The sequence below is a fragment of the Streptomyces sp. NPDC056628 genome (genome assembly GCF_042792555.1).
Classification (GTDB): Bacteria; Actinomycetota; Actinomycetes; order Streptomycetales; family Streptomycetaceae; genus Streptomyces.
The window spans coordinates 1-22,784 of record NZ_JBHTWG010000052.1 but is presented as its reverse complement, the minus strand read 5'-3'; the positions used below and the strand labels follow the sequence as shown (position 1 = coordinate 22,784).

The 22,784-nt window shown below is 68.6% G+C and carries 18 protein-coding genes and 5 pseudogenes; 15 read left to right on the top strand and 8 right to left on the bottom strand.

Annotated elements, in window-relative coordinates:
- Window positions 1–200 precede the first annotated feature (200 nt).
- Window positions 201–626, bottom strand: a pseudogene (locus ACFRAC_RS34260) (transposase family protein); the annotation flags it as partial.
- Between the two features lie 306 nt (window positions 627–932).
- On the bottom strand, window positions 933–2,000 hold the full coding sequence (locus ACFRAC_RS34255) for a glycosyltransferase family 2 protein (RefSeq protein WP_382938235.1): 1,068 nt from the start codon (window positions 1,998–2,000) through the stop codon (window positions 933–935).
- A 99-nt stretch (window positions 2,001–2,099) separates the two neighbouring features.
- Here ACFRAC_RS34255 and ACFRAC_RS34250 point away from each other — a divergent pair, with 99 nt between their 5' ends.
- Complete coding sequence (locus tag ACFRAC_RS34250) at window positions 2,100–2,570, top strand: GtrA family protein (protein WP_382938231.1); 471 nt, start codon at window positions 2,100–2,102, stop codon at window positions 2,568–2,570.
- Between the two features lie 32 nt (window positions 2,571–2,602).
- Window positions 2,603–4,027 (top strand): hypothetical protein, encoded by a 1,425-nt coding sequence (locus tag ACFRAC_RS34245; protein WP_382938229.1) that lies wholly within the window; start codon window positions 2,603–2,605, stop codon window positions 4,025–4,027.
- Between the two features lie 132 nt (window positions 4,028–4,159).
- On the opposite strand, the pseudogene ACFRAC_RS34240 reads toward ACFRAC_RS34245, so the two are convergent.
- A pseudogene (locus ACFRAC_RS34240) lies at window positions 4,160–5,278 on the bottom strand (IS630 family transposase).
- 580 nt (window positions 5,279–5,858) lie between these two features.
- On the opposite strand from ACFRAC_RS34240, the gene ACFRAC_RS34235 reads away from it, so the two are divergent.
- Window positions 5,859–6,719, top strand: coding sequence for an SRPBCC family protein (locus ACFRAC_RS34235; RefSeq protein ID WP_382938227.1), 861 nt, complete (start codon window positions 5,859–5,861; stop codon window positions 6,717–6,719).
- A complete protein-coding gene (locus tag ACFRAC_RS34230) occupies window positions 6,716–7,891 on the top strand; it encodes a zinc-dependent alcohol dehydrogenase (protein ID WP_382938225.1) in 1,176 nt (391 codons plus the stop codon). Before ACFRAC_RS34235 ends, ACFRAC_RS34230 begins: the two co-directional genes overlap by 4 nt.
- A 269-nt stretch (window positions 7,892–8,160) precedes the next feature.
- On the opposite strand, the pseudogene ACFRAC_RS34225 reads toward ACFRAC_RS34230, so the two are convergent.
- Window positions 8,161–8,307, bottom strand: a pseudogene (locus tag ACFRAC_RS34225) (IS5/IS1182 family transposase); the annotation flags it as partial.
- A 130-nt stretch (window positions 8,308–8,437) separates the two neighbouring features.
- Between ACFRAC_RS34225 and ACFRAC_RS34220 the strand changes: the two are divergent.
- From ACFRAC_RS34220 to ACFRAC_RS34200, 5 genes are all read left to right on the top strand, one after another.
- A complete protein-coding gene (locus ACFRAC_RS34220) occupies window positions 8,438–8,851 on the top strand; it encodes a VOC family protein (RefSeq protein ID WP_382938222.1) in 414 nt (137 codons plus the stop codon).
- A gap of 33 nt (window positions 8,852–8,884) precedes the next feature.
- Complete coding sequence (locus ACFRAC_RS34215; RefSeq protein ID WP_382938219.1) at window positions 8,885–9,208, top strand: UBP-type zinc finger domain-containing protein; 324 nt, start codon at window positions 8,885–8,887, stop codon at window positions 9,206–9,208.
- A 1,307-nt stretch (window positions 9,209–10,515) separates the two neighbouring features.
- Window positions 10,516–12,012 carry a flavin-containing monooxygenase gene (locus ACFRAC_RS34210; protein ID WP_382938217.1) on the top strand — a complete coding sequence of 499 codons (1,497 nt, stop codon included), beginning with the start codon at window positions 10,516–10,518 and terminating at the stop codon, window positions 12,010–12,012.
- A gap of 31 nt (window positions 12,013–12,043) precedes the next feature.
- Window positions 12,044–13,015 carry a diiron oxygenase gene (locus tag ACFRAC_RS34205; RefSeq protein ID WP_382938214.1) on the top strand — a complete coding sequence of 324 codons (972 nt, stop codon included), beginning with the start codon at window positions 12,044–12,046 and terminating at the stop codon, window positions 13,013–13,015.
- 43 nt (window positions 13,016–13,058) lie between these two features.
- Complete coding sequence (locus ACFRAC_RS34200; protein ID WP_382938211.1) at window positions 13,059–14,666, top strand: FAD-dependent oxidoreductase; 1,608 nt, start codon at window positions 13,059–13,061, stop codon at window positions 14,664–14,666.
- Between the two features lie 6 nt (window positions 14,667–14,672).
- Here the strand turns inward: ACFRAC_RS34200 and ACFRAC_RS34195 are convergent, their stop codons facing one another.
- Window positions 14,673–15,383: a TetR/AcrR family transcriptional regulator gene (locus ACFRAC_RS34195; RefSeq protein WP_382938208.1), complete on the bottom strand. Its 711-nt coding sequence runs from the start codon at window positions 15,381–15,383 to the stop codon at window positions 14,673–14,675.
- A gap of 96 nt (window positions 15,384–15,479) precedes the next feature.
- On the opposite strand from ACFRAC_RS34195, the pseudogene ACFRAC_RS34190 reads away from it, so the two are divergent.
- Window positions 15,480–15,965: pseudogene (locus ACFRAC_RS34190) on the top strand (transposase); the annotation flags it as partial.
- A gap of 865 nt (window positions 15,966–16,830) precedes the next feature.
- On the opposite strand, the gene ACFRAC_RS34185 reads toward ACFRAC_RS34190, so the two are convergent.
- A complete protein-coding gene (locus ACFRAC_RS34185; protein WP_382938205.1) occupies window positions 16,831–17,961 on the bottom strand; it encodes a CapA family protein in 1,131 nt (376 codons plus the stop codon).
- Between the two features lie 761 nt (window positions 17,962–18,722).
- On the opposite strand from ACFRAC_RS34185, the pseudogene ACFRAC_RS34180 reads away from it, so the two are divergent.
- Window positions 18,723–19,169 (top strand): annotated as a pseudogene (locus ACFRAC_RS34180) (nuclear transport factor 2 family protein); the annotation flags it as partial.
- A gap of 162 nt (window positions 19,170–19,331) precedes the next feature.
- On the opposite strand, the gene ACFRAC_RS34175 reads toward ACFRAC_RS34180, so the two are convergent.
- Entirely contained in the window at window positions 19,332–19,811 is a 480-nt protein-coding gene (locus ACFRAC_RS34175) for a hypothetical protein (RefSeq protein WP_382938258.1), read from the bottom strand.
- Between ACFRAC_RS34175 and ACFRAC_RS34170 the strand changes: the two genes are divergently transcribed.
- The 4 genes from ACFRAC_RS34170 (at window position 19,707) to ACFRAC_RS34155 (ending at window position 21,946) form a co-directional block, all read left to right on the top strand.
- Complete coding sequence (locus tag ACFRAC_RS34170; protein WP_382938253.1) at window positions 19,707–20,189, top strand: DUF2795 domain-containing protein; 483 nt, start codon at window positions 19,707–19,709, stop codon at window positions 20,187–20,189. The genes ACFRAC_RS34175 and ACFRAC_RS34170 overlap by 105 nt on opposite strands.
- Before the next feature lie 86 nt (window positions 20,190–20,275).
- Window positions 20,276–20,605 carry a hypothetical protein gene (locus ACFRAC_RS34165; RefSeq protein WP_382938203.1) on the top strand — a complete coding sequence of 110 codons (330 nt, stop codon included), beginning with the start codon at window positions 20,276–20,278 and terminating at the stop codon, window positions 20,603–20,605.
- A 289-nt stretch (window positions 20,606–20,894) separates the two neighbouring features.
- Entirely contained in the window at window positions 20,895–21,554 is a 660-nt protein-coding gene (locus tag ACFRAC_RS34160; RefSeq protein ID WP_382938200.1) for a hypothetical protein, read from the top strand.
- A gap of 29 nt (window positions 21,555–21,583) precedes the next feature.
- Complete coding sequence (locus ACFRAC_RS34155) at window positions 21,584–21,946, top strand: hypothetical protein (protein WP_382938198.1); 363 nt, start codon at window positions 21,584–21,586, stop codon at window positions 21,944–21,946.
- A 420-nt stretch (window positions 21,947–22,366) separates the two neighbouring features.
- Here the strand turns inward: ACFRAC_RS34155 and ACFRAC_RS34150 are convergent, their stop codons facing one another.
- Window positions 22,367–22,621: a hypothetical protein gene (locus tag ACFRAC_RS34150; protein WP_382938250.1), complete on the bottom strand. Its 255-nt coding sequence runs from the start codon at window positions 22,619–22,621 to the stop codon at window positions 22,367–22,369.
- Window positions 22,622–22,784: the final 163 nt, after the last annotated feature.

The following is a 22,784-nucleotide window of genomic DNA, read 5'->3' as shown; positions in this document are numbered from 1 at the left end:
TCTCCCCTCCCCTGGGCCGGTACCGGCCTCACCGATGCCGACAACCAGAGCCGAATGCGTGCTGCCCGACTCGAACACGGACAGGGTGCACTGCATCGCTGCCCTGACTCGGCCCGACCGTCGGGTCTCCAACCGGAGCAGAACGCTCCGCTCCCGCCCCCGGACACCGCAAACGGGTGTCATCCACTCATCGAGCTTCTTCAGCGTTGCCACTCCAAGGTGAGGATCGCCTTGGCCATTGACGTCATGCGGTGTGTACTACACCGGGATCTGCGGAAGACCCGCGAGAACTTCAGGCTAGCGACGCCGCCTTCGACCGGTGCCCGTGCCTGGGCCAGGGGCCGGTTGACGGTCTTCTGGGTGAGGACGAGTTCCTGCAGCGGCCTGCGTTCGATGTCCGTCGTCACCCAGGGGTCGCAACCTTGGTTGGCGAGATCGGCCAGGACGAGGACGCCTCGGCGCTCGCAGATGCCGACGATCCGGTGGGTGCGGGCAGCGGTCAGGTCGTCAGTTCAGCCAGGCAATGCGGATGAAAGTCACAGCAATTGGCCGTCCGGGTCGGTGACTACCTGCCCGTTCACGCCGTGCCGACGGTGCTTGTGGGAATAGTCGGCGCGTCCGTCGCCGGCAGTTGGACGGACCGCTCCACCGCTCCCTCTTGCTTGTCGGGTGACGGCGACACGCGGACCTCGTCCGTGGTCCGGTTCGGGGGGCAGCCGGTCCGCGCGGCAGAAGACCGGCCGCCGCCTTCCTGCGGTGGAGCGAATCGCCCGAGCCGTCGTCCGTCTCCGGGCGATCGGGGTCGATGTGTCACACCTGGGGTGGACGCGGCTGAGCCCGGCGCACCAGGCATCCAACTGGACCTCGGGCTAGGCTGCCTGACTGCGTACTACATGCGGCTGTGATCCGTTTATGCGGGCGTCCTCAGCGGTTCAGCCATCCGAAGGTGAGATTTCCTTCCCCTGCTCCAAGCCTCCATACCGCTCCGCGCTGCGAGCGATGGCGTCCCGCCGGGAGGCGGCGGTCTTACGGACCGAGACCTGGCCGGTGCCGGCTCCGCGGGCGGTGAGGCGCGGGGAATAGGCGGGGGCTGGGTAGGAGAGGTGCACGAGGCGGGTCTGTTCCTGCCGCATGTGCATGAGCGACTCGAGGATGTAGCCCACCAGCAGAACGAGCGTGGCGATCGTCATGATCGCGGCAGCGAGGACCGCCGTGGGGAGGCGGGGCACGGTGCCAGTGCGGACGAAGTCTGCGATGACGGGAATGCCCAGGAGGATCGAGACGAGGGCCAGCGCTCCAGCGATCACAGTGTGCACGAGCGAGGGGCGCTCGCGTCTCGCCAGATCGAGGATGACCCGCAAGATGCGCCAGCCGTCCCGGTAGGTGCGCAGCTTGCTCTCTCCACCGGCCGGCCGGACTCGGTAGTCCACGGCCACCTCCGCCGTCGGGAGGCGGAGATGGAGGGCATGGATCGTCATCTCGGTCTCGGTCTCGAACTCGCGGGCCAGCGCCGGGAAGGATTTCACGAAGCGCTGTGAGAAGACGCGGTAGCCGCTGAGCATGTCGGTGACGTCATTGCCGAAGAGGGAGCGCACCGCCCCCGTGAGCACTCTGTTGCCCACCGCGTGACCGGTCCGGTAAACCCCGTCGTCCGTAACCCGCCGGGCGCCCACGACCTGGTCGTACGGTCCCTCGAAAAGCAGATTGACGAGATCCCGGGCCCGGGATGCATCGTAGGTGTCGTCTCCGTCGATGATGAGCAGGGCGTCCGCGGCGACGTCGGCGAAGGCGCGGCGGATGACGTTGCCCTTGCCCTTGCGGGGTTCCTGCCGGACGATCGCGCCCGCCTCTCGGGCAACGTCCACCGTGCGGTCGGTGGAGGCATTGTCGTAGACGTAGACGATCGCCTCGGGGAGTGCCGCGCGCAGGTCGCGCACCACCTTGCCGACGGCCGCCTCCTCGTTATGACACGGCACGACGCATGCGATCGTCGGTTCCACGGCCGCTCCTCACTCGAACTCAACATTCACACAGTAGGAAATACTGCGATATGAGCGTGCCTCGGCCGCGAGGGCGCGCCGGGTCGCTACCTTCACCCTGTGTCGCTCCTTATCTCCGTGACGCTGCGTGCGCGCGACGCCATCAAGGGCACGTGGCGTGAGGCCGCCAAGTTCGGCGTCATCGGGGCTCTGGCTTTTGTCGTGGACAACGGCGGCTACAACCTGCTCGTCTTCGGCGTGCCAGGCGCCCCGGGGAGCGGACCGATGAACACATTTCCCGTTCAGGCGTCCGTTCTAGCGACGAGTGCCGCCACGCTCTTCAGCTGGGTCGGGAACCGCTACTGGACCTACCGGCTTCGGCGCCGCGAGAAGGTGACCCACGAACTCGTCCTGTTTTTCGTGGCGAACGGCGTGGGGCTCGTCATCACCGCGGGGACGGTCTTTGCGTCCCGGCATCTGCTCGGCCTCGACTCTCCGCTCAGCGACAACACGGCCCGCATCACCGGCTGGGTGCTGGCGACCTTGTTCCGTTTCTACGCCTACCGGCGCTACGTCTTCGTCGCACCCTGAGCCGTAGGCATCCCAGCGCTAGCATCCGGCATATGGGAAAAATGGGATGGGTACTGCGGGCGCACGGTTGGGTCTGGGTACTGGCCGCCGTCGCTGCGCTCTGCTGCCTGGGCACTGTCCTCGCCTTCGCCCCCGGCTACCTGAGTCCCGACAGTCTCGACCAACTCCGGCAGGCCAGGGGGGTGACGCCCCTGACCGACTGGCATCCGCCGGTGCTGAGTCTGGTGTGGCGTGCGCTCATCGCTGTGACCGGGTCGTTGGCGTCCATGGCCGTTCTCCAGTCGCTGGTCTTCTGGGGTGCGCTATGGGTGCTGGCCTGGTGCGTGTGGGAGCGGACGGCGAGCCGTCACGGTTCACTCGCGGTGCTCGGGCTCGGTCTGCTGCCGTGGGTGCTGACGTTCGTCGGAGTGGTGTGGAAGGACGTCCACGCGGCGTTCGCGCTGCTTGCGGCATGCGCGGTCGCATTCGTGGGGATGCGGCGGCGGGACGGTCGCTCGCGTCCCGCCGTGCGGTGGGGCCTGCTCTGGCTGGGCGTGCTGTTCCTCGCGTACGCCATGCTCGTGCGCAAGAACGCGTTCCTCGCCGCGATCCCGGTTTTCGTCCTGCTGGTCTTGGCGCTGTGGCGCGGTCCCGGACGCCGTACGTGGGTGAAGTGCACGGCGGCCCTCTTGGCCGCCCTCCTCGTACCGGCAGCCGCCATCTCCCTCGTCGCGCGTCCCCTCCAGACGCATCAGAGCGCGCAGATCATTCTCGACGACCTGGTCCATGTGCTGACGGTGAAGGAGCTCCGGTCGGCAGACGTGCCCCCTGAGCTCAGGGATAGGCTCGTGGCGGCGGCACGGGAGTGCGACCGGATCGGTGCCCTGTCGGACGCCTACTTTGCCTGCTACGAACGCCCGGCGGACGGACTGCGGGGCGACTCGGAGGAGATGACCTCCCTGTGGCTCAGGGAGATGAACGGGCACGTGCTGCAGTACGTCCAGTACCGGCTGCGGCTCTTCGCGAGTCTGCTCTTCGAGACGGGCTATCCGTACAAGGCGGGGGTCACCCAAAACCACCTGGGCATTGAGGTGGCGCACCCTCGGCTGGAGGACACGCTGGGCACGTACGTCGAAGGGATGGCCGAGGACGTGCCCTGGCTGTTCCGTGCGTGGTTCTGGCTGGCCGTCGCAACGGCGCTCGCCATCCGGCCAGGCAAGGGCCTGTTCTCAATGCCGGTGCGGGCGCTGGGCATCAGCTCGGCGGCCTACGTTCTCGGCTATCTGCCGATCGCGCCCGCGACGGACTTCCGCTACGTCTACTGGCCGGCGATCGCCTGCTCCCTCGGCCTGCTCCTGTTGTGGCTAGGTCGGCGGGCGACGACACCCCCGCGAACGGCGAGCCCCGACGCCGTGACCGGCCGCACGGTGACGGCGCATCAGGCGACGGACGCCGGGATCCGGTCACCGGCGCAGTGACGCTGCCGCAGCGGGCCACTGCTGGAGGCCGCCTCGGCCGCCTGTCTCCAATGTGGCCCGCTGAAAGCGGTGATGAGGACGTCCGCCACTCCCGGGTACGACGCAACCATCAGAACGCACGCCCATGTGGGGTCAGGAATCCGCAGCCGCGGCCAGGCAGGAACGACACCAGCGACCTGAGTCAGAGATTCGTTGGGAGTGGGCGGCAACTTTGTCGAGGGTCTCGTCGGCGGACTTCGTCCAGATGAACGGTCTGGGGGTGTTCGTTCCAGTCGGTGGCCCAGGCCCGGATGCCGCGTGCGAGGGCTTGGACCGAGCGGTGAACGCCGCGCTTGAGCTTCTTCTGGTTCAGTTCGGCGAACCACCGCTCGCCCAGGTTCAGCCAGGATGCGCTGGTCGGCGTGGAGTGCAGGTGGAACCGTGGGTGGGCCGGCAGCCACCGTTCGATGTCGGGCGTCTTGTGAGTCGCGTAGTTGTGCAGGATCAGATGAACCTGCAGATCAGCCGGGACTTCCTTGTCGAGCTTCGCGAGGAATCCCTTGAACTCGGCTGCCCGGTGGCGGCGGTGCAGGGCGCCGATGACCTTGCCGGTGGCGACCTCGAGGGCGGCGAGGAGGGTTGTGTTGCCGGCCCGGACGTAGTCATGGCTGCGTCGTTCGGGAACTCCGGGGACCATCGGGAGGACCGGCTGGGACCGGTCCCCGGCCTGGATCTGCGACTTCTCGTCCACACAAAGGACCAGGGCCTTCTCCGGCGGGTCGAGATGCAGACCGACAACGTCGCGAACCTTGTCGAGTGAACAGCGGGTCGGTGGACAGCTTGAACGTCTGCGACCGGTGCGGGGCCAGGGCGAACGCCCGCCAGATCCGCGAGATGGTCGACTGCGACAAGCGCGTGGCCGTGGCTATCGACCTCGTCGACCAGTGGGTCGCATTCTCCGGTGTCTCCTCAAGCGTTTTGACGATGACCCGCTCGACGTCGGCATCGGTGATCTTCCGGGGGACGCCGGACTTGGCCTCGTCGCACAAGCCGTCCAAGCCCCGCTCGAGGAACCGGCGCCGCCAGGTGCGGACCGTGTCCGGAGCGATCCGCAGCCGGCGGGACACCTCCATGATCGAGCGACCTTCGGCACTCCAACACGATCCGCGACCGCTGAGCCACAGCCTGCGCCGTCGTACGCCGGCATAACCAGCCCTCCAGCACCGCCCGCCTGACGGTGGTCACCTCCCGGCGAAAAATGCACATATTCATCCAGTAAATGACCGTTTCGACCGCAGGTTGACGGGGACCCGAATCGCACGCCGCCGGAGCACCGAGGCTCCGCCCGGCAGACTGCGTGAAACAACCGTTCTCCTTGAGGCAGATGATCGGCTCGCGCAGGCGTGCCGAAACCACAGACTCCGGCCCCCGCGTGGTTGAGAGCCTGGCTCCCTGCGCCGTCACCGTCACAGTCTTGCAGCGACATCCAGGGGATTCGTCATGGAGGCAGCGGCATACGAGGGACCGCGAACGGTCACCGTGAAGGACGTACCGGCCGCGAGCACCCACTGCTTGCAGAAGCCGCAGGCGATCTTTGAAAGCGGTACCACGTACTGGCCGGCATACGGCCCCCGGTTTCGGCCCGGGGCCGGATGCCCTCGCCAGCGGTCGGCTGCCTGCATGTAGGGGCACGCGGATACTCCGGCGTTGTCCGCTATAGGCCTTCTGAAGCGAATTGCCTTCCGTTCACCTCTCCGCACGTGAGGAGCACCCGATGACAACGGACACCCGCTCAACCTCCCGCCTCCGACACGTTCCGCTCGTCCGTGGCCTCGGTTGGGCCAGTGTGCTCGTGGGCGCGCCCCAGGTCGTCGCCCCGGCAGGCTTCGCGCGGGCCCTGGGCGTGGGTGACGCCCGCCGACACCGATCGGCCTCGACGGCCGTCGGCGTCCGCGAACTGGCGGCGGCGACAGGGCTACTGGGACGGCCGCATCCCGTCCGGCTCTCGGCGCGCGTCGGCGGCGACCTCGTGGCTCTGACGCCGCTCGCCCGGGCCGTGAAGAACCACAACGGTCATGTCCCCGGACGCACCGTCGCCGCGACGGCCGCGGTCACCGCCGTCACCGCCTCGGTCGTCTACGCGGCCGTGTCCCGCACGCGTAGGAAGACCCCCGTGGACCTGACCGCGGTCACCACGGTCACCCGGTCCCCGGACGAGGCGTACGCCCTCTGGAAGGACCTGGAGCGACTGCCGGACTTCATGGTGCACCTGGACGACGTGCACGTGACCGGCCCGCGCACCAGTCACTGGCGGGCCAGCGCACCGTTCGGCAAGACCGTCGAATGGGACGCCGAGATCACTCAGGACGTCCCGGGCCAACTGATCGCGTGGCGGTCGGTGGGCAGTGCCGACATCGACAATTCCGGCGACGTCCGCTTCGTGCCGGCGCCCGGCGGCCGGGGCACGGAGATAAGGGTGTCCCTGCGCTACGAACTGCCCGGCGGGGCGGTGGGCAAGGCGGCGGCGGGCTACTTCGGCGAGGAGCCACACCAGCAACTGGACGACGATCTCCGCCGTTTCAAGCAGATCGCGGAGGTCGGTGAGGTCGTCCGCTCCGAGGGCGCACCCGGCGGCAAGCGGGCCCGGGGCGAGTTCCCGCAGCACCCGGCCCGACCGCTGACCGAGGACGAACTGAAGGAGGCCCTGTCATGAAGGCCAACTGCTGGACGGGACGCAATTCGGTCGAGGTGCAGGACGTACCCGATCCCTCGATCCTGAACAGTCGCGACGCCATCGTGAAAGTCACCTCGACGGCGATCTGCGGCTCCGACCTCCATCTGGTCGACGGTTACGTGCCGACCATGGAGAAGGGCGACATCCTGGGCCATGAGTTCATGGGGGAGGTCGTCGAGGTCGGCCCCGGCATCAGCGACGGCAAACTGAGCGTCGGCGACCGGGTCGTGGTGCCCTTCCCCATCGCCTGTGGCGCTTGTGCGTCCTGCCGCGCGGAGCTGTACTCGTGCTGCGAGAACACCAACCCCAACGCCGGCATCTCGGAGAAGGCGTTCGGTCATCCCACCGGCGGCATCTACGGGTACTCACACCTCACCGGCGGCTTCGCCGGCGGCCAGGCCGAGTACGCGCGGGTGGTACTCGCCGACACCAACGCCCTCAAGATCGAATCGGACGTGACCGACGAGCAGGTGCTCTTCCTGTCCGACATCCTGCCGACGGGTTTCATGGGCGCCGATATGTGCGACATCGAGGAAGGTGACGTCGTCGCCGTCTGGGGTGCCGGACCGGTCGGCCAGTTCGCCATGGACAGCGCCCGGGTCCTGGGGGCGGAAAAGGTCATCGCCATCGACAAGGAGACCTACCGCCTCGACATGGCCGCCGCGGAGGGCTGCACCACCATCAACTTCGAGGAGACCGACGTACGGTCCGCCCTGCTCGAACTCACCGGCGGCCGTGGCCCCGACAAGTGCATCGACGCGGTCGGCATGGAGGCCACACACGGCGCCTCCCACATCCACCTCTACGACCGTGCCAAGCAGGCGGTCCGCTCCGAGACCGACCGGCCGCACGCTCTGCGCCAGGCCATCATGTCCTGCCGGAGCGGCGGCGTGGTCTCGGTCATCGGCGTCTACGCCGGGATGATCGACAAGTTTCCGGCGGGTGCCTGGATGAACAGGTCACTGACCCTGCGGACCGGCCAGTGCCACGTGCAGAGGTACATGCAACGGCTGCTGGGCACGATCGAGCAGGGCAAGATCGATCCCACCCGGATCATCACCCACCGGCTGCCCCTGACCGAGGCACCGACCGGCTACGACCTGTTCAAGAACAAGAAGGACCACTGCGAGAAGGTCGTCCTCAAACCGTGAGGAAGGCACCGATGAACTGCGGCACCACGCGTCCCTGCCACCGCTAGCCCCATCAAGGCTCAGGTCACTGACCTGCACCTTGATGCCGAACGGATGGCTCGATCGAACTCGCGTTCCCTGCTTGGGAAGCTCACGGGCAACCGGGGCTGACCTGTGACGGGGCGGTGTAGGTGTGTGGTGGGCCGTCGATTCGTCCCCGTGGTTCCCGCGCAAGACGCGGGCGTGCCGGTCAACGCCGCCCATGATGGCCGGTCAACCAGGGTCCGTCTTCAAACGGACCTTGCCCAGAGCAGGAGCGACGCGAGTGTGACCGCTGCTTCGTGGGAAGTGGCGGTCGTGTCGTACCGGGTGGCGACGCCGCGGAAGCCCTTGAGCTTGTTGAAGCAGCCTTCGACGAGGTTGCGGCGGCGGTAGATCTCCCGGTTGAAGCCGGGTGGCCGGCCACCGCGGCTCCCGCGATGGTGCCGGTGCCGCTGCGCGCATCCTTCGACCCCGCAACAGGCGAATCACTCGAAGGAGCCGGGAGCCGACCCACCGGGAGGGACCATGCCCGACAGCCTGCCCGCGCGACTCAGCGCCTCCCTCAGCTACGACTCCGCCCCAGCGGCTCTCGGATGGCTGAGGGCCGTCGACTCCGAGGTCGTCGCACGTCAGGACGGCCATGACGGCCGCGTCACACACGCGGAGGTACGCATGGGCGAGATCGTGCTGATGGCCACCATCGCAGACGACGAGCACACCGTCCCGCCACTACGTGGTGTCAGCAGCGGCAGCGGTCTGTATCTGTTGCTTGCCACTGCGGCCGGCGTCGACGGCTGGTATCCCCGCGCCGTCGACGCCGGCGGACGTACGGTGATCCCGCCCGAGAACACGCCATGGGGCAGCCGCCGCGCCCGCGTCCTGGACCCGGAGGGCCATGAATGGAGCGCCGGCACCCACCAGCCTGGTCAGGCCTGGTAGCCAGGACGGACCCGGACTGCCGGAGGTGACATCATGACCGAGTGGGTGGTACGGCCCGACGGCGGCCGCCCGGAGGGCCGCGCGTGCAGCCATGCCGACGACGTAGGGCCCACTCCCCCGCCCCAAGGCGACGTATGCCTGCGGTGCGCCGCCCGCGGACGTGACGAGAGGCGCCTGCGGATCTGCCTGACCTGCGGGCACGTCGGATGCAGTGACAGCGCCCCGGGTGCCCACGCGACCGCGCACTTCGAGTCGAGCGGGCACCCCCTCGTGCGTTCAGCGGAACCAGGCCGGCAGTGGGCCTGGTGCTACGTCGACGAGGTATTCCTCCAGCCGGCTCCGTCTACTCGTCGATGACCGCACCGAAGCGGGCGCCGTGAGCAGGCGCAGAGAGTACGTCCCCGGAAGCCATGCCCAGCCCGCCGTGGAGGTCCCGCCCGCGGCGCAGGCCCTCGGCGCTGCCGGCGCAGTAGGGGGACCAGCCCTTGGCGTAGTCGTCGGGACTGTGGCCGGAGACGACGAGGTCGGCGAAGCCGTCACGGTTGTAGTCACCGGTGGTCAGCTAGGCGGCCTGGAGCGTGTGACCGATGGAGTGCGGCGTGCCAACCTGCCGCATGACGCCTGCGTGGTAGGTGAACGTCCGGAGCCCCCACCCTCTGGTCCAGGACGACGAGTTGACCGGAGTCGACGTCGCCGGTGAACACGTCTACCGCGCCGTGAAGGACGACGAGTTGAGCGGGCAATGCGGGCCACCTACGAGTAGCTGACCGAAACCGGGCCGGGGAAGCCGGCCGGCGAGGCCTGGGCGTAGGGCGCCGCCCTACTGCAGGGCTTCGAGCATGAAGCGGACGGCGAGCCGGGATGGATGCTGTGTCTGCTGACCGGCCGCCCTCCGGCCGTCGTCGCCGCGCCTGTCCGGCAGGCGACCGTCGAAGCGGGGCGGCGTGCCCCGGGCGGTCAGGACCCGCTCGCGGCCGTCGGCTTCCCCCGTCCTCCCGCGGTCTGGGCCTCGTCGAGGCCCAGCTGCGTGTCCCCGCCGGGACTGAGGAGCGCCTCCGACGGTTATCGCAGGTCGGACTCTTGATTTCTCATCAAGGCGAAGCCGCACGCACTTGGTCGAGTTACGCAGCTTCGTTCCCGCTGGACACCTACGAATCCCGGCTCCTCTTCGTGGTCGTTGCCATCCAAGCCGCGTGGGGTGGCGTAGGGAGCGTCATCGGTGCGGCCCTTCCGGCCCTGCGCCTCACCGGTACCCGCAGTGCGGGTTGACGCGCTTCGAGCGCTCGGCTGGCAGATTGATGCCACCCTGCTCGGCGGCGCTCCGACAACACCGGTGCCCGTCGCTGTCCCCGACCTTGCGAGGGGAACAGGCCACCCGCGGCAGCCGTCTGCCCGCGGAGTTCAGGAGCACCTCGGCGTCCTCGCGCGGGCCGGCCGCGTCCGGCACCCGGGACTCGGGTTCTTTGACCCGAGAAGCAGCGAACCCCACCAGCAATGTGATCCAGGACACGTTACCGGAGGTAGCTGAAACACTGTGTCGCAGGTAAGTTTCCACCACACGCAGAAGCGGAACCACGTGTCTGAGCAACTGCCGTGCCCCGAGTGGCGGGGCGCGTCTCCGCCCCTGCCTCTCCCGGAGGCCCGCGAGCGAAGGACCCTCCGCGATGGAACAGATCCACACCGACGTCCTCGTCATCGGTGCAGGCATATCCGGCATCAGCGCCGCCCGACATGTCCTGCGCGACAACCCGGCGGCCTCGCTCGTCCTCCTCGAGCGCCGCGCCCGGGTCGGCGGCACCTGGGACCTCTTCCGGTACCCCGGCATCCGCTCCGACTCCGACATGCCCACCTTCGGCTTCGGCTTCCGCCCCTGGCGCGACAAGCACATCCTCGCCGACGGCGCGAAGATCCGGCAGTACGTGGAGGACGCCGCGGCCGACGGCGGCATCCTCGACCGCGTCCGCTTCGGGCGCCGCGCGATCAGCGCCGACTTCTCGCACCACACCGGCCGGTGGACCGTCGAGGTCGAGGACGAGTCCACCGGTGCACGCGAGTCCTACAGTGCGGGCTACCTCGTCGGCGCGACGGGCTACTACGACTACGACACCCCCTACCGGCCGCAGTTCCCCGGCGAGGCGGCCTTCAAGGGCACGCTCGTCCACCCGCAGCACTGGCCCGAGGACCTCGACCACACCGGCAAGCGCGTCGCCGTCATCGGCTCCGGCGCCACCGCCATCACCCTGCTTCCCGCGATGGCCGGCACCGCCGCCCACGTCACCATGGTGCAGCGCTCGCCCACCTACATCCTCGCGCTGCCCGAGGTCGACCCCCTCACCTCCGTCCTGCAGAAGCTGCGCGCCCCCGCCCGCCTGACATACAAGATGGTCCGCGCCCGCAACATCGCGCTCCAGCGCGGCAGTTACGCCTTCTGCCGCAAGTACCCGCGCCTCGCCCGCAAGGTTCTCCTCGGCCTGGTCCGCGCCCAGGCCGGCAGGAGCGTGGACATGCGCCACTTCAGCCCGGACTACAAGCCCTGGGACCAGCGCCTGTGCGTCGTCCCCGGCGGCGACCTGTTCAAGGTGCTCAAGCGCGGCAAGGCGTCGATCGCCACCGGTCAGATCGACACGTTCACCGCCGACGGCATCCGGCTGAAGTCCGGCCAGGAGATCAAGGCCGACATCATCGTCACCGCCACCGGCCTGACCGTGCGCCTCATGGGTGGCATGACGTTGTCGGTCGACGGTCAGCCGGTGGACGTCAAGGACCGCGTCCTCTACAAGGCCGTCCTCCTGGAAGGCGTGCCCAACATGTCCCTCGTCATCGGCTACACCAACGCCTCCTGGACCCTCAAGGCGGACCTCGCGGGCGCCTACACGGCCCGCCTGATCGCCCATATGCGGCGCCATGGCCACGCCATCGCCACCCCGGTCGCCTCCGACTCCGACCGCTCGGAGTTCTCCGTCATGGGCGAGGCGCTGACCTCCGGCTACATCGCCCGAGCCAACGAGGTCATGCCGCGCCAGGGCACCCGCGACCCCTGGCGGCTGTGGAACAACTACTACCGCGACCGGGCCCTGCTCCAGGATGCCCCGATCGACGACAGCCCGCTGCGCTTCGAGAAGGCGGGCGTGGCCCAGGACGCCCCGACCCGCGCCGCCTGACCGTACGGCCGTACAACAGGAACCGAGGACGATGATGACCGCGAACCTGACCAGGAAGCTGTACGACGAGCGCCTGCGGACCCTGTCCGAGGGCTCCGTGAACGTCAACTTCAACGCCTTCAAAGACATCAAGTGGGACGACCCCGAGTTCGCCGTCGACACGAGCGACCCGCGCTGGGTCCTCACCAGCGCGGACGCCCTCGGTGCGCATTCCTGGTACCGGGAACAGCCACTGGAGACGCAGATCCGGATCGGGATCTGGCGCTGGGCGGTCATTGCCAAGGTGGGCATGCAGTTCGAGAACATCCTCATGCGCGGTGCCCTCGACTACCTCTACGAACTCGGCAACCGCAACGAGGAGTTCCGCTACCTCACCCACGAGATCACCGAGGAGACCCACCACACGCAGATGTTCCAGGAGCTGGTCAACAGGACCGGCGTGGACACCGCGGGCGGCAAGCGCTGGTTCCGCAAGGTCAGCCGCTTCCTGCCGCTGGCCGGATCGCTCTACCCGGAGGCGTTCTTCACCGGCATCCTCGCCGGTGAGGAGCCCATCGACCACCTCCAGAAGTCGGCCCTGCGCAGCGGTGAACCCGTCCACCCCCTGCCGCAGCGGATCATGCAGATCCACATAGCCGAGGAGGCGCGGCACATCTCCTTCGCGCACGAGTTCCTGCGCTTGCGCGTCCCACACATGCGCAAGGCCCGCCGCGGCGCACTGTCCGTCCTCTTCCCGGTGATCATGCGGGTCCTGTGCGACGTCATCATGATCCCGGACCGCAAGTCCGCCGCCCAGGTCGGCATCCCGGGCTGGGTGATCAAGGACGTCTTCTGGAAGTCCGAGGCCGGCCGCAAAATGCTGCACGACCTCTTCTCCGACGTACGGATGCTCGCCGAGGACATCGGCCTGATGAACAAGGTGTCACGGCGGATCTGGAAGGCGCTGCGTATCGACGGCCGTCCGGCCCGCTTCCGCGGCGAGCCCGCCCTGCACACCGACTGACAGACCGACCGACCGCTCCACCACCGAACGGAGACAGGCCGCCGTGCCGTACGTCGTCACCCGATCCTGCTGCGCCGACGCCTCCTGCGTGCTGGCATGCCCGGTCAACTGCATCCACCCCGCGCCGGGTGAGCCCGGCTTCGGCACGGCCGAGATGCTCTACGTCGACCCTCGCACCTGCGTGGACTGCGGTGCCTGCACGACGGCCTGCCCCGTCGACGCGCTCAAGCCGCACACCAAGCTCGGCGAGGGCGAACTGCCGTTCCTCCAGCTGAACGCCGACTACTACAAGCGGAACCCGCACACCGACCGAAGCCCCATGTACGTCGTGCCACGCCAACGCGGCCTGCCCGCAGGCGAGTTGTCCGTGGCGGTCGTCGGCGCGGGCCCGGCCGGGATGTTCGCCGCCGACGAGTTGCTCCGCCACCCCGGGGTGCGCGTCACCGTCTACGACCGGCTGCCGACGCCGTACGGGCTCGTGCGGGCCGGTGTCGCCCCGGACCACCAGGACACCAAGCAGGTCACGCAGCTCTTCCGGACGATCGAGTCGCAGCCCGGCTTCCGCTACCGGCTCGGCGTCGAACTCGGCACCGACCTCACCCACACCGATCTCCTGCGCGAGCACCACGCGGTGATCTACGCCGTCGGCGCCTCGACCGGCAGACGCCTCGGCATCGAGGGAGAGGACCTGCGCGGCAGCGTCTCCGCGACCGACTTCGTCGGCTGGTACAACGGCCATCCAGACCGCGCCCACGACGACCACCCCCTGGACACCGAACGCGCCGTCGTCATCGGCAACGGCAACGTGGCCCTGGACGTCGCCCGCATCCTCACCGCCGACCCCGACACCCTCGCCCGCACCGACATCTCCGACCGCGCGCTCGCCGCGTTGCGCACCAGCGAGGTCCGCGAGGTCGTGCTCCTGGCGCGCCGCGGACCCGCCCAGGCCGCGTTCACCGTCCCCGAACTCCTCGCGCTCTCCGCGCTCAAGGACGTGGACGTGCTGGTCGAAGGCTGGCCCGAGGGCCTGGACCCGGACACCAGTGACAAGACCCGGTTGCTCGCGGATCTGGCCGCCCGGACGCCGGCCGAGGGCCGCCGCCGCGTCATCCTGCGCTTCCTGACCAGCCCGCTGCGGATCACCGGCGACACGTCCGTACGCGCCCTGGAGATCTCCCCCACCGAGCTGTACACCGACGACGACGGCACCGTCCGCGCCCGCTCCGCCGGCGACGCACAGATCCTGGAGACCGGCCTCGTCCTGCGCTCCGTCGGCTACCGCGCCCGGCCCGTGCCCGGGCTGCCCTTCGACGAGGCGAGCGCGACCGTGCCGCACGAAGGCGGCCGGGTCGAGCCCGGCGTCTACGTCGCGGGCTGGATCAAGCGCGGCCCGACCGGCTTCATCGGGACGAACAAGACCTGCGCGCAGGAGACGGTCGAATCGCTTCTGGACGACTTCGCGGCAGGCCGCCTCACCGGGGCCGAGCGAACCGTCCGTACGACGACGCAGGCGCTCGACCTGGACGCCTGGCGGGCGATCGACCGGGCCGAACGGGAGGCGGGCGAGGCGCAGGGCCGCCCGCGCGTCAAGTTCACGGACACGGAGTCCCTGCGCCGGGCGGCGGAGGCGATCCCGGTGGCACGCGCCTGACAGCCGTCATGAGGACCGGGAGCGGGTTCGGGCCCGCTCCAGGTCCGCCACGCGCTGATCCGGCGACAGCTTCACGCCCAGATCCCGCAACGTCGCGTCCAGGACCGCCCACACCGAACGGCACAGCATCGCCCGCAACTCCTCCTCGGACTGCTCGCGCCGCTCGTCTCGCATCCACTGGTTGACCGAGGTGTCGACGAACCCGACGATCCCGATGGCCACCGAACGGATCGGCGCCTCACTCACCCCGAGCGCCTTGAGCACGTCACCGAACCGGTCGCTCAGCATCATGGCGATGGCCGTCTTCGTGTCCGCGACCAGCGACCCGTCGCCCATCGCGTGCTCCCCTACGCCCACGAACGCGTAAAGGCGCGGATGCTGGGACACCCAGTCCAGGTGCGCACCGACCACCCGCTGGATGGCTTCCTCGATCGTGCCGTCGAAGCTGAGCGTGGGCTCCAGGCGCCGCATGAACGACTCCACCACCCGGCGGCGGATCAACTCGTCCAAGGTGGCGCGGTCCTTGAAGTGCCGGTAAAGGACCGACCGGGGTAGCCCCACCCGCTCTGCGAGCCGCTGCACCCGGAACCGCGCGCCCTCCTCCTCGATGAGGGCGACCGCCGCGTCCAGCAACTCGAGCTGACGCTGCGCCTTGTGCTCGTCCCACCGGGTGGAGCGCCTGTCGATGGGCGGCTCGCCGCCGGTTCTGTCCGCCATCGTGCCAGGATATCGGGGACCCGGACGTCAAGGTCGGACATCGTCGTTCACACGGCCGAACGTCGGCGCCGCCGCGCGGGTTGTGCCGGCCGCGACCTGGGCGGGGACTGCCTCGCAGACGTCGCGATGCTGCGATGTGAGCCGGCCGTCTTCGGGTCGGTCGCCTCCGACCCGACCGTCTCCCGCCTGTTCGACACCCTCGCCGCCTCCGGCGAGAATGCCCTGCAGGCCATCCGGTCCGCACGGTCGCAAGCCCGCCAGTCTGCATGGTTGTTGGCCGACAAGAACGCCCCGAACGCCGACGGCCAGGTCGTCATCGATCTCGACGGCGTCCTCGTGACCGCCCACTCCGACAAAGAGGACGCGGCCCCGACCTGGAAGAAGACCTACGGCCATCACCCCCTGACCGCCTTCCTCGACCACGGACCGGGCGGAACCGGAGAGCCCGTCGGCGCCCTCCTCAGGCCGGGAAACGCGGGCTCCAACACGGCAGCCGACCACATCACCACCGCCCAACTCGTCCTGGCCCAACTGCCCAAGCACTACCGTCGAGGACGGCAGACCCTGATCCGCACCGACTCCGGCGCGCCGAGCGCCTTCGCGACCTCTGCGGCGACCGGAATCCCTCCGCGAGGCAGCCCCGGCACCACGATGTCGGAACCCTTGAACTGCTTCAGCACGGAAGCCAGCCGTCGGCCGGTGTCCCGACGATCCTGGAACAACACGACCCTGCCTCCTCGCCAAGGGGGAATTCGGCGGACCACCCGATGCGCATCTGTGTGCCGTGCTCCCATCGTCACCCCGGCGGAGAACGAATGCGCACCGCTGCGGGAGGCGCTCCCGGATCCGGGGGGGCCTCCCCCGCGTGGACGGTGCAGGGGATCACGGCGGCACCGCTACGGGACGCGATCACGGCGTCACGGTGAGGCGCCTTTTCGCCAGGGGACCAGTCGATGCCGTCCAGACCTCAACCTCACTACGGCCGGACGATCGCAACTCCGAGGTTCGGAACGGCACCCACCTCCTTGAGGCCCTGTCCTTTATCGTGACCCCGGCGCGTGGGGCAGGGCCCGTGCCCTCCGTCGCGCCGGCAGGGGCCGACCGGCCCCGGCGTACAGCTCAGGCCGCGCCGGAGCCAGGGGCCGAGGTTTCAGCGTCCGATGAGGAGCACCGGCGCGCCGAGCTACCGGGCTGCGGCGTGCCGGGCCCGGGTCAGCGCGCTGTGAGTCACGGAGCCTGGGGCTGGGTCTGTCCGCTGTCCAGGCGCAGCGCCGATCAGCCGGTGCGTGTCACGCCGCGTGTCTCGGCTGGCGCGCACGTGGTCGACCACCTGGGAACCGTCCCCCGCCGGCTTCTGTGTTTCAGGACCTGCCGGTGCTCCGCCACAGGCCACGGCCGCGCCACATGCGTCGCACAGGTGCTGAGTAGTGCCCACCTGAGGTTCACCTCACGTGTGCTGCCCAGCACGTAGGGGCCGCAGCGTGAGCGTGCCGTCGGGCGCGCCGTCGACGCGGGTGCCGAACTCCCGGCTGTGCCTGTCAAGGACGGCACGCAGCCACTCGATGTCCTCGGGTGAGGCGTGCTCCAGCCGCATCCTGCGCGCCTGCAGGGGCACCATCCGCGCATCGACCAGCCGACCGGTGTCCGCCTCCACCGACACCAGATACAGCACCCGCAGGTCGTCCCGGTAGCTCTCGTAGCCGCCGATCCCCTCGTAGTCGTCGACGAGGTCGCCACAGCCGTAGAAGATGATCCCGTCCCGGTACACCTCCGGCGGGCGCGGGTGGTGCGAGGAATGTCCGTGCACCACGTCCACGCCCGCGTCGAGGAGCGCGTGGGCGAAGCGGACCTCGGAACGGGAGACGGCGTAGCCCCAGTTGGGGCCCCAGTGGACCGAGGCGACCGCGATGTCCCCCGGCCGCCTGACCTGTCGCAGACGGTCGGCGAACGCGGAGGCGGAGGCCGCCGAAGGCTCCGCGACAAGGTCGACACCGGCCCGCTGCCCAGTGGCGGCCCAGTCCTTCGGGATCCCGCTGGACGGCATGCCGAAGGAGAAGACCAGCACCCGCCCGCCGGCGCCCAGGGGCACGATCGCCGGCTGTCTCGCCCGCACTGCGTCCCGGCCGGCCCCCGCCGTGCGCAGCCCCGAATCCGCCAGGGCGTCGAGCGTCTCGTGGAGGCCGCGCGGGCCGAAGTCGAGCACATGGTTGTTGGCCAGCGTGCAGACGTCCGGCCGGGCTGCGGCCAGGCACGGCAGGTTGGCCGGGCTCATCCGGTAGTGGACGCCCTTGCCAGGCGCGAAGTCCCCGTCACCGGTGACGGAGGTCTCCAGATTGACCAGCCGAACGTCCGGCGCGGCATCGTCCAGGATGGGCAGCGCCTCGCCCCATGGCCAGCGGAAGCCGACCGGCCGGGGGATCGGCCCGTTCGCCGCCTCCGCCAGCTCCACGTAGGCATGGGCGTCGCGGATGTACTCCTCCCGCAGCGCCGGGACACCGGGGTGCGGGAGGATCTGATCGACACCCCGGCCGAGCATCACGTCCCCGCCGAGGAACAGAGTGACCACGCCCTCGTGCACCCTCCCACGCTAAAGCCGTCGGAAACGATGCGCGAAGGATCCACAAGATGGGGGGCCCTGTGGTCGGCGGACAGGCTCCGCGGCGGCCGACAAGGCGGCGGCAACTCCGAGACCGGCGCCGGACCACCGGTTGGCGAGCCACTCGGTCTCGGCCTGTGCCCACAGCCAGCCGGAGGCCTGCCGGGTGCGCCGGGCAGCCATCGCGGCCACACTCAGCCGCTGCGAAACCGTGGTCACCAGTGACATCGTGCACGATCTGCGGACCGCTGCCGAGAACGCCGGACGATGGACGAGGTTCGGGCCCGCGGTGGCCTTCCCGCTGGGTACGGGCAGGGCAGTCCACGGCGTGCCGCTCCTCGCGCGCCATAAGAGTCGACCGGTCTTCGGCGCGGCCGAGACCCGACCGGAACTGGAGCACACCTCTCTTTCTCCGCCCGAGCCCTCGGCGGTCGGCCGTGTACGGGCCGGGGTCTCGTCTGCCGTCTGCCACCGCGTCCGACACGCGCGCGATCATGCGGGTACGACAGCAGCTCAACACCCGGAGCGGTGGAACCCGGCGCCACCCCGAGGCGACACTCGGGCCCCAGGCCTGCACAGCCTTCGCCCACGGCACGAAAACGGTCCACCGACTCCGTCGGCGGACCGTCACGAAACTCCGAGGTCAGGCGACGCCCCTTGGTGATGGTTGGAAAGGAGTCGTGGGGGCCCCAACTGAGCTGGTAGGAATTGGAGATGACTACTTGCGATCTTGACACCAGACGCGCCTTCTCGCGGAACGTAGCTGTGAGCGTCTGATCTTGGAACTCGTGCATCGGCTCAACCTGGGCGATCCGAGTACGGTCTGCGACCTTTTCACCCCAGACGGGATCTGGGAATGGCCATACGACGGGCGCCGGATCGAGGGTCGGGAAGCCCTGCGTGCATACTTCGATTCTCGGCCGGTGGACCGCTTGTCCCGGCGGATGTGCACGAACATCCTGGTCACCGTCGACTCGCCGGACACCGCAGCAGCGACCACCTACTTCGCGACCTATCGAGTGGACGGCTATACCGACGGTGCGCTGATTCCGCCTCGTTTGCCAGCGAACATCGGCCACTATGAGGGCACCTTCCGCAAGATCGACGACGTCTGGCTCATGGCGACACGCACACTCGTCTTGCCTTTCGGCGGGCCGACAGAGCATCTGGATGCTCCAAGCCGGCCCTAAATCAGGAGCCAACCCGCAACTGCCAGGCTTCTCCGTCCAGCCTGTCCGGGGGCTTTTTGGCGCCACCAACCCTGCAACCCATCACAGGTACCGCGCATGCACCGTCCCAGACGACGATCGAAATGCCGAGGCCGACCTCGCGGCCGGTACCGACAGCGCGGTTCACTGCCCGTCTTCTTCATCTTCCTCGGTAAAGGGGCGCACCGCGTCCAACAGGACCCTCAACGCGCCGGTGAGCATCCCGACCTCGGCGACGCGCTGGGCGTACGGGTCCTGCGGGTGCTGTCGCTCGGCCTGCTCGGCCGCGTTCGCCAGCGTCTGCTCGGCGGCCTGAGCCGCGGCACGCAGGGCGGCACGTTCCATATTGCCGGGCATTGTGATCTCCCCTGGATTCGGACGTCGGGCACAGGATTCCCCGGAATGCTTCGACATCGCCAGCAGCCGGATTCCCCGAGAACGCCACAGGTAGGGCACGAGTACGAAGTACTGCGGGACAAAAACTGAGGAGGAGATATGTCTTCCACAAGCGTACGGGACGTGCTGGACGCGCTGCAGGACGTCGACTTCCCTGCGGGCAAAGAGGAACTGGTCAAGGCCGCCACGAATGCAGGAACGCCCGAGGAAATGGTCAAGGCGCTTCACGCCATTCCCTCGGTCGAGTACGGCAACCGAGATGACGGCCGGGTCGGTGCTCGTCGACCCTGCATCCGACCTGGACCCAGCCAGCGAAAGCCCGGCATGTGGAGATCAAGAAGGGAGACTGGCCTCCGGTCCCGCAGGCCGGGCAGGGCGGCGAGCGTTCGCCCGCCCCCGGGCACACAGGCCAGCCCTCCGGCCGCGTTTGTCCATCGCCCTGTGCCGGGTTCTGATGGCAGTCCCCGTGGAAGCGGTCATCCGGCTGCTACGCGACGCCCACGATGCCGAGGAGGCGGTCGCCGGCCAGTTGCGGGCGGATCTGGCCGCCGAACCGGCGAGCGACCACCCGCAGACCCTGCAGGACGACATCCAGGAGGTCGATGACCATATCCACGGGCTCAGTCGCCGCCTGAGGCAGCTGACTGCCCAGGACCGTTGCCCAAGGCCTTCATTACCTGGGCGGTCAGGCCGTGAGCACCGGCTGCATGCTGTGGCGGCTGCCGTCGGGGCTGTCAGCCGCACGGACCCGGCACGATGGTCACACTCCGCAACGTCTCCTGAAGGACATTGAGGAGGAGTCGGCCGTCGCAGCCAAGGCGACGGCTGGCCGCGCGGCAAAGCGTTTAGCCGATGAGATCGGCGACGGCCTCGACGCCGACATGCTCCCGGGCATCCGCACCGACGACGAGCCATTCCTCAACAACCTGGAGCACAACCTGCACGAGGGGCCAGACGTGGCGATGCGCGTCAAGACCAGCCAGGTCAGCGGACTGTCCACCGAGCCACGCAGAATGCCATAAAATGGAAAATTCCGTCACCCCGCGCACCGTTTGGCCAGAGATCGAGGTGACGCCATGAATGCCGTTGCACAGGACAACGTCTCAAGGCGCCGGGTGTCTGTCATCGGGCGCCGAACCGGCTCTCCTGGCCCGTGCCAGCCGCACAGCACGCCACAGACGCAAGGGGAAGCGCCCCACTGCGGTCCGGCGAATTGCAGATGTGGTGGGGCGAAGTCGCGTGGATCCGAGGAGGAACTGGTCGTTCGGCCGCTCCGGACGATGAAGAGCACATCGCGAGCTGGGAGGAACAATGCGGAACCTGACACTGAGCAAGATCGGCACACAGCTGTTGCGTCTGCGCCACGACTCGTCACACAGCTCACAGGACCGGGCGGCGCCGGCCGGCTACGGACTGGACCACAGGCAGGTCGCCGAATTCATCGCCGGCACGCTGGACGCGGAGGGCGAGGCGGCACTCGCGCATCAGGTGGCGCGGCTGCTGCCCTTCCACTGGACCTGGCTCAGCCGGGTCGCGGAGGAGATGTCGCAGATCATGGACCACGTCGGCGGTCAGCGCGAGCTGATGGCCTGGCTGGATCGGCACCCCGGCCTGCCTCGACTGGTGGCCCGCCTGTACGTCTTCATGGGCCTCCTCGACAGGTACAGCGCGGTGCCCGCGGTCGTGACCGCGATGCGTGAGTACCGGGAGCGCACACCGTATCCGCCGGGCCTGGAATCCTACTTGGTGCCCGCCACGGATGACGACACGCTCGCGAGCATTGCTTTCAAGGTCGAGGAATTGCTCGGCGAGGAGCGGACCCGGGAGGCCGTCGAACTGGCCCTGGCCACTGCGGCATGGCTGCAGCAGATCGCGCCGCGCGCGCGGGAACTCGATCCTGAGGTCGGCGACTTGAACGAGCTGATGGGGCAGGCTCGACAGGATATCCAGGCGGCAGCAGCCGACACCTGAACGCGACTGTCGATAGGGCGGTAAACGGCATGACGGTGAAACTGAACGCGAAGGCATTCAACCACGCAAAGAAGCTGACCGTAGAGGGCCGGATCTTCCTGGACGACCGGGACGAGTGGAGCGAGCATCAGCCTTCGGCAGCGGACGAGAATGCCTACCTCGGGAAGCACGGCTTCAACGAGTACGCCAGGTGGTATCTCGGCATCGATGATGAGATGGGAGAGGAGACCAAGGGCCGGTACAAGTTCCCCTACGGCGATTTCGAGCGCGTCCACCGCTGCGGTGTGCTCTCTGCCGAGGTCCGCGCCGGACAGCGGAAATACGTGGACATCGAGAACGCTGCCGCGCACCTGCACGGAATGCTGGACGGCAGGCAGGCCGGAAATCGGTGACGGCGCCGGAAAGAGTGCACCCTCACCCGGCCCCCGGCGACGGGGTGCCTACCTGCGACGTCGCTGCACCATCCCAGACAAGGCCGACCAGGCCCGCAACATCAAGAAGCGCGGCTCTCGCGGCGGCCGCACGTACGTCAACGCACCCCCTACAGCCACACCGACCATCGAAATCACTGGGGTCCACAGGTCACCTGCCACGGCCGACTACTACCAGTACCTGCCCATCGACCGATGCCGATCTTGCGAGACAGGCGTGCTCGCGGCGGTTCCGCAAGGACACCGTGCTGACGGTGAAGATGAACGACCAGGACCGAGATCGGGATCGCTGCGCCCGTCGGGTAGCCCGACCGAGTCCCAGCGGCCCCCAGCCCAGGGAAGCGGCGCCGCTCGAAAAGTACTTGACGTTGGTGTCGCGGTTCATGAAGTCGGACATCGTGGGTGCCGACGATGCTGGTCGACAGGATGACTGTCCAGTAGGAGAACGGGTTGTAGCGGCGGAAACGCAGCTGGACGGCTACGGTCACCGCGAAGAGCGGGAACAGGACGATCGTGGTGAGGAAGTAGCCGGAGCTTCAGGGTCTGGGCGAACAGGTCGCCGGCCGTCTCTCCCAGGGGCGTCGCCGCGATCTTCGTGATCCAGAAGGCGAGGGAGACCTCGGGCAATTGCTTCATCACCGACCTGGCCGTGGTTACGGCCCATTTCTGCCGGGCGGCAACGTCTACATAGAACCGTCTCCTATTAGGACTCCGTTAGGTCTTCCCGTCGGCCGTGTTCGGGAGCATGTTGGGTGGGGTGGACGCACATGAAGTGAACCGTGTCCGGGCGAAGTTGGCG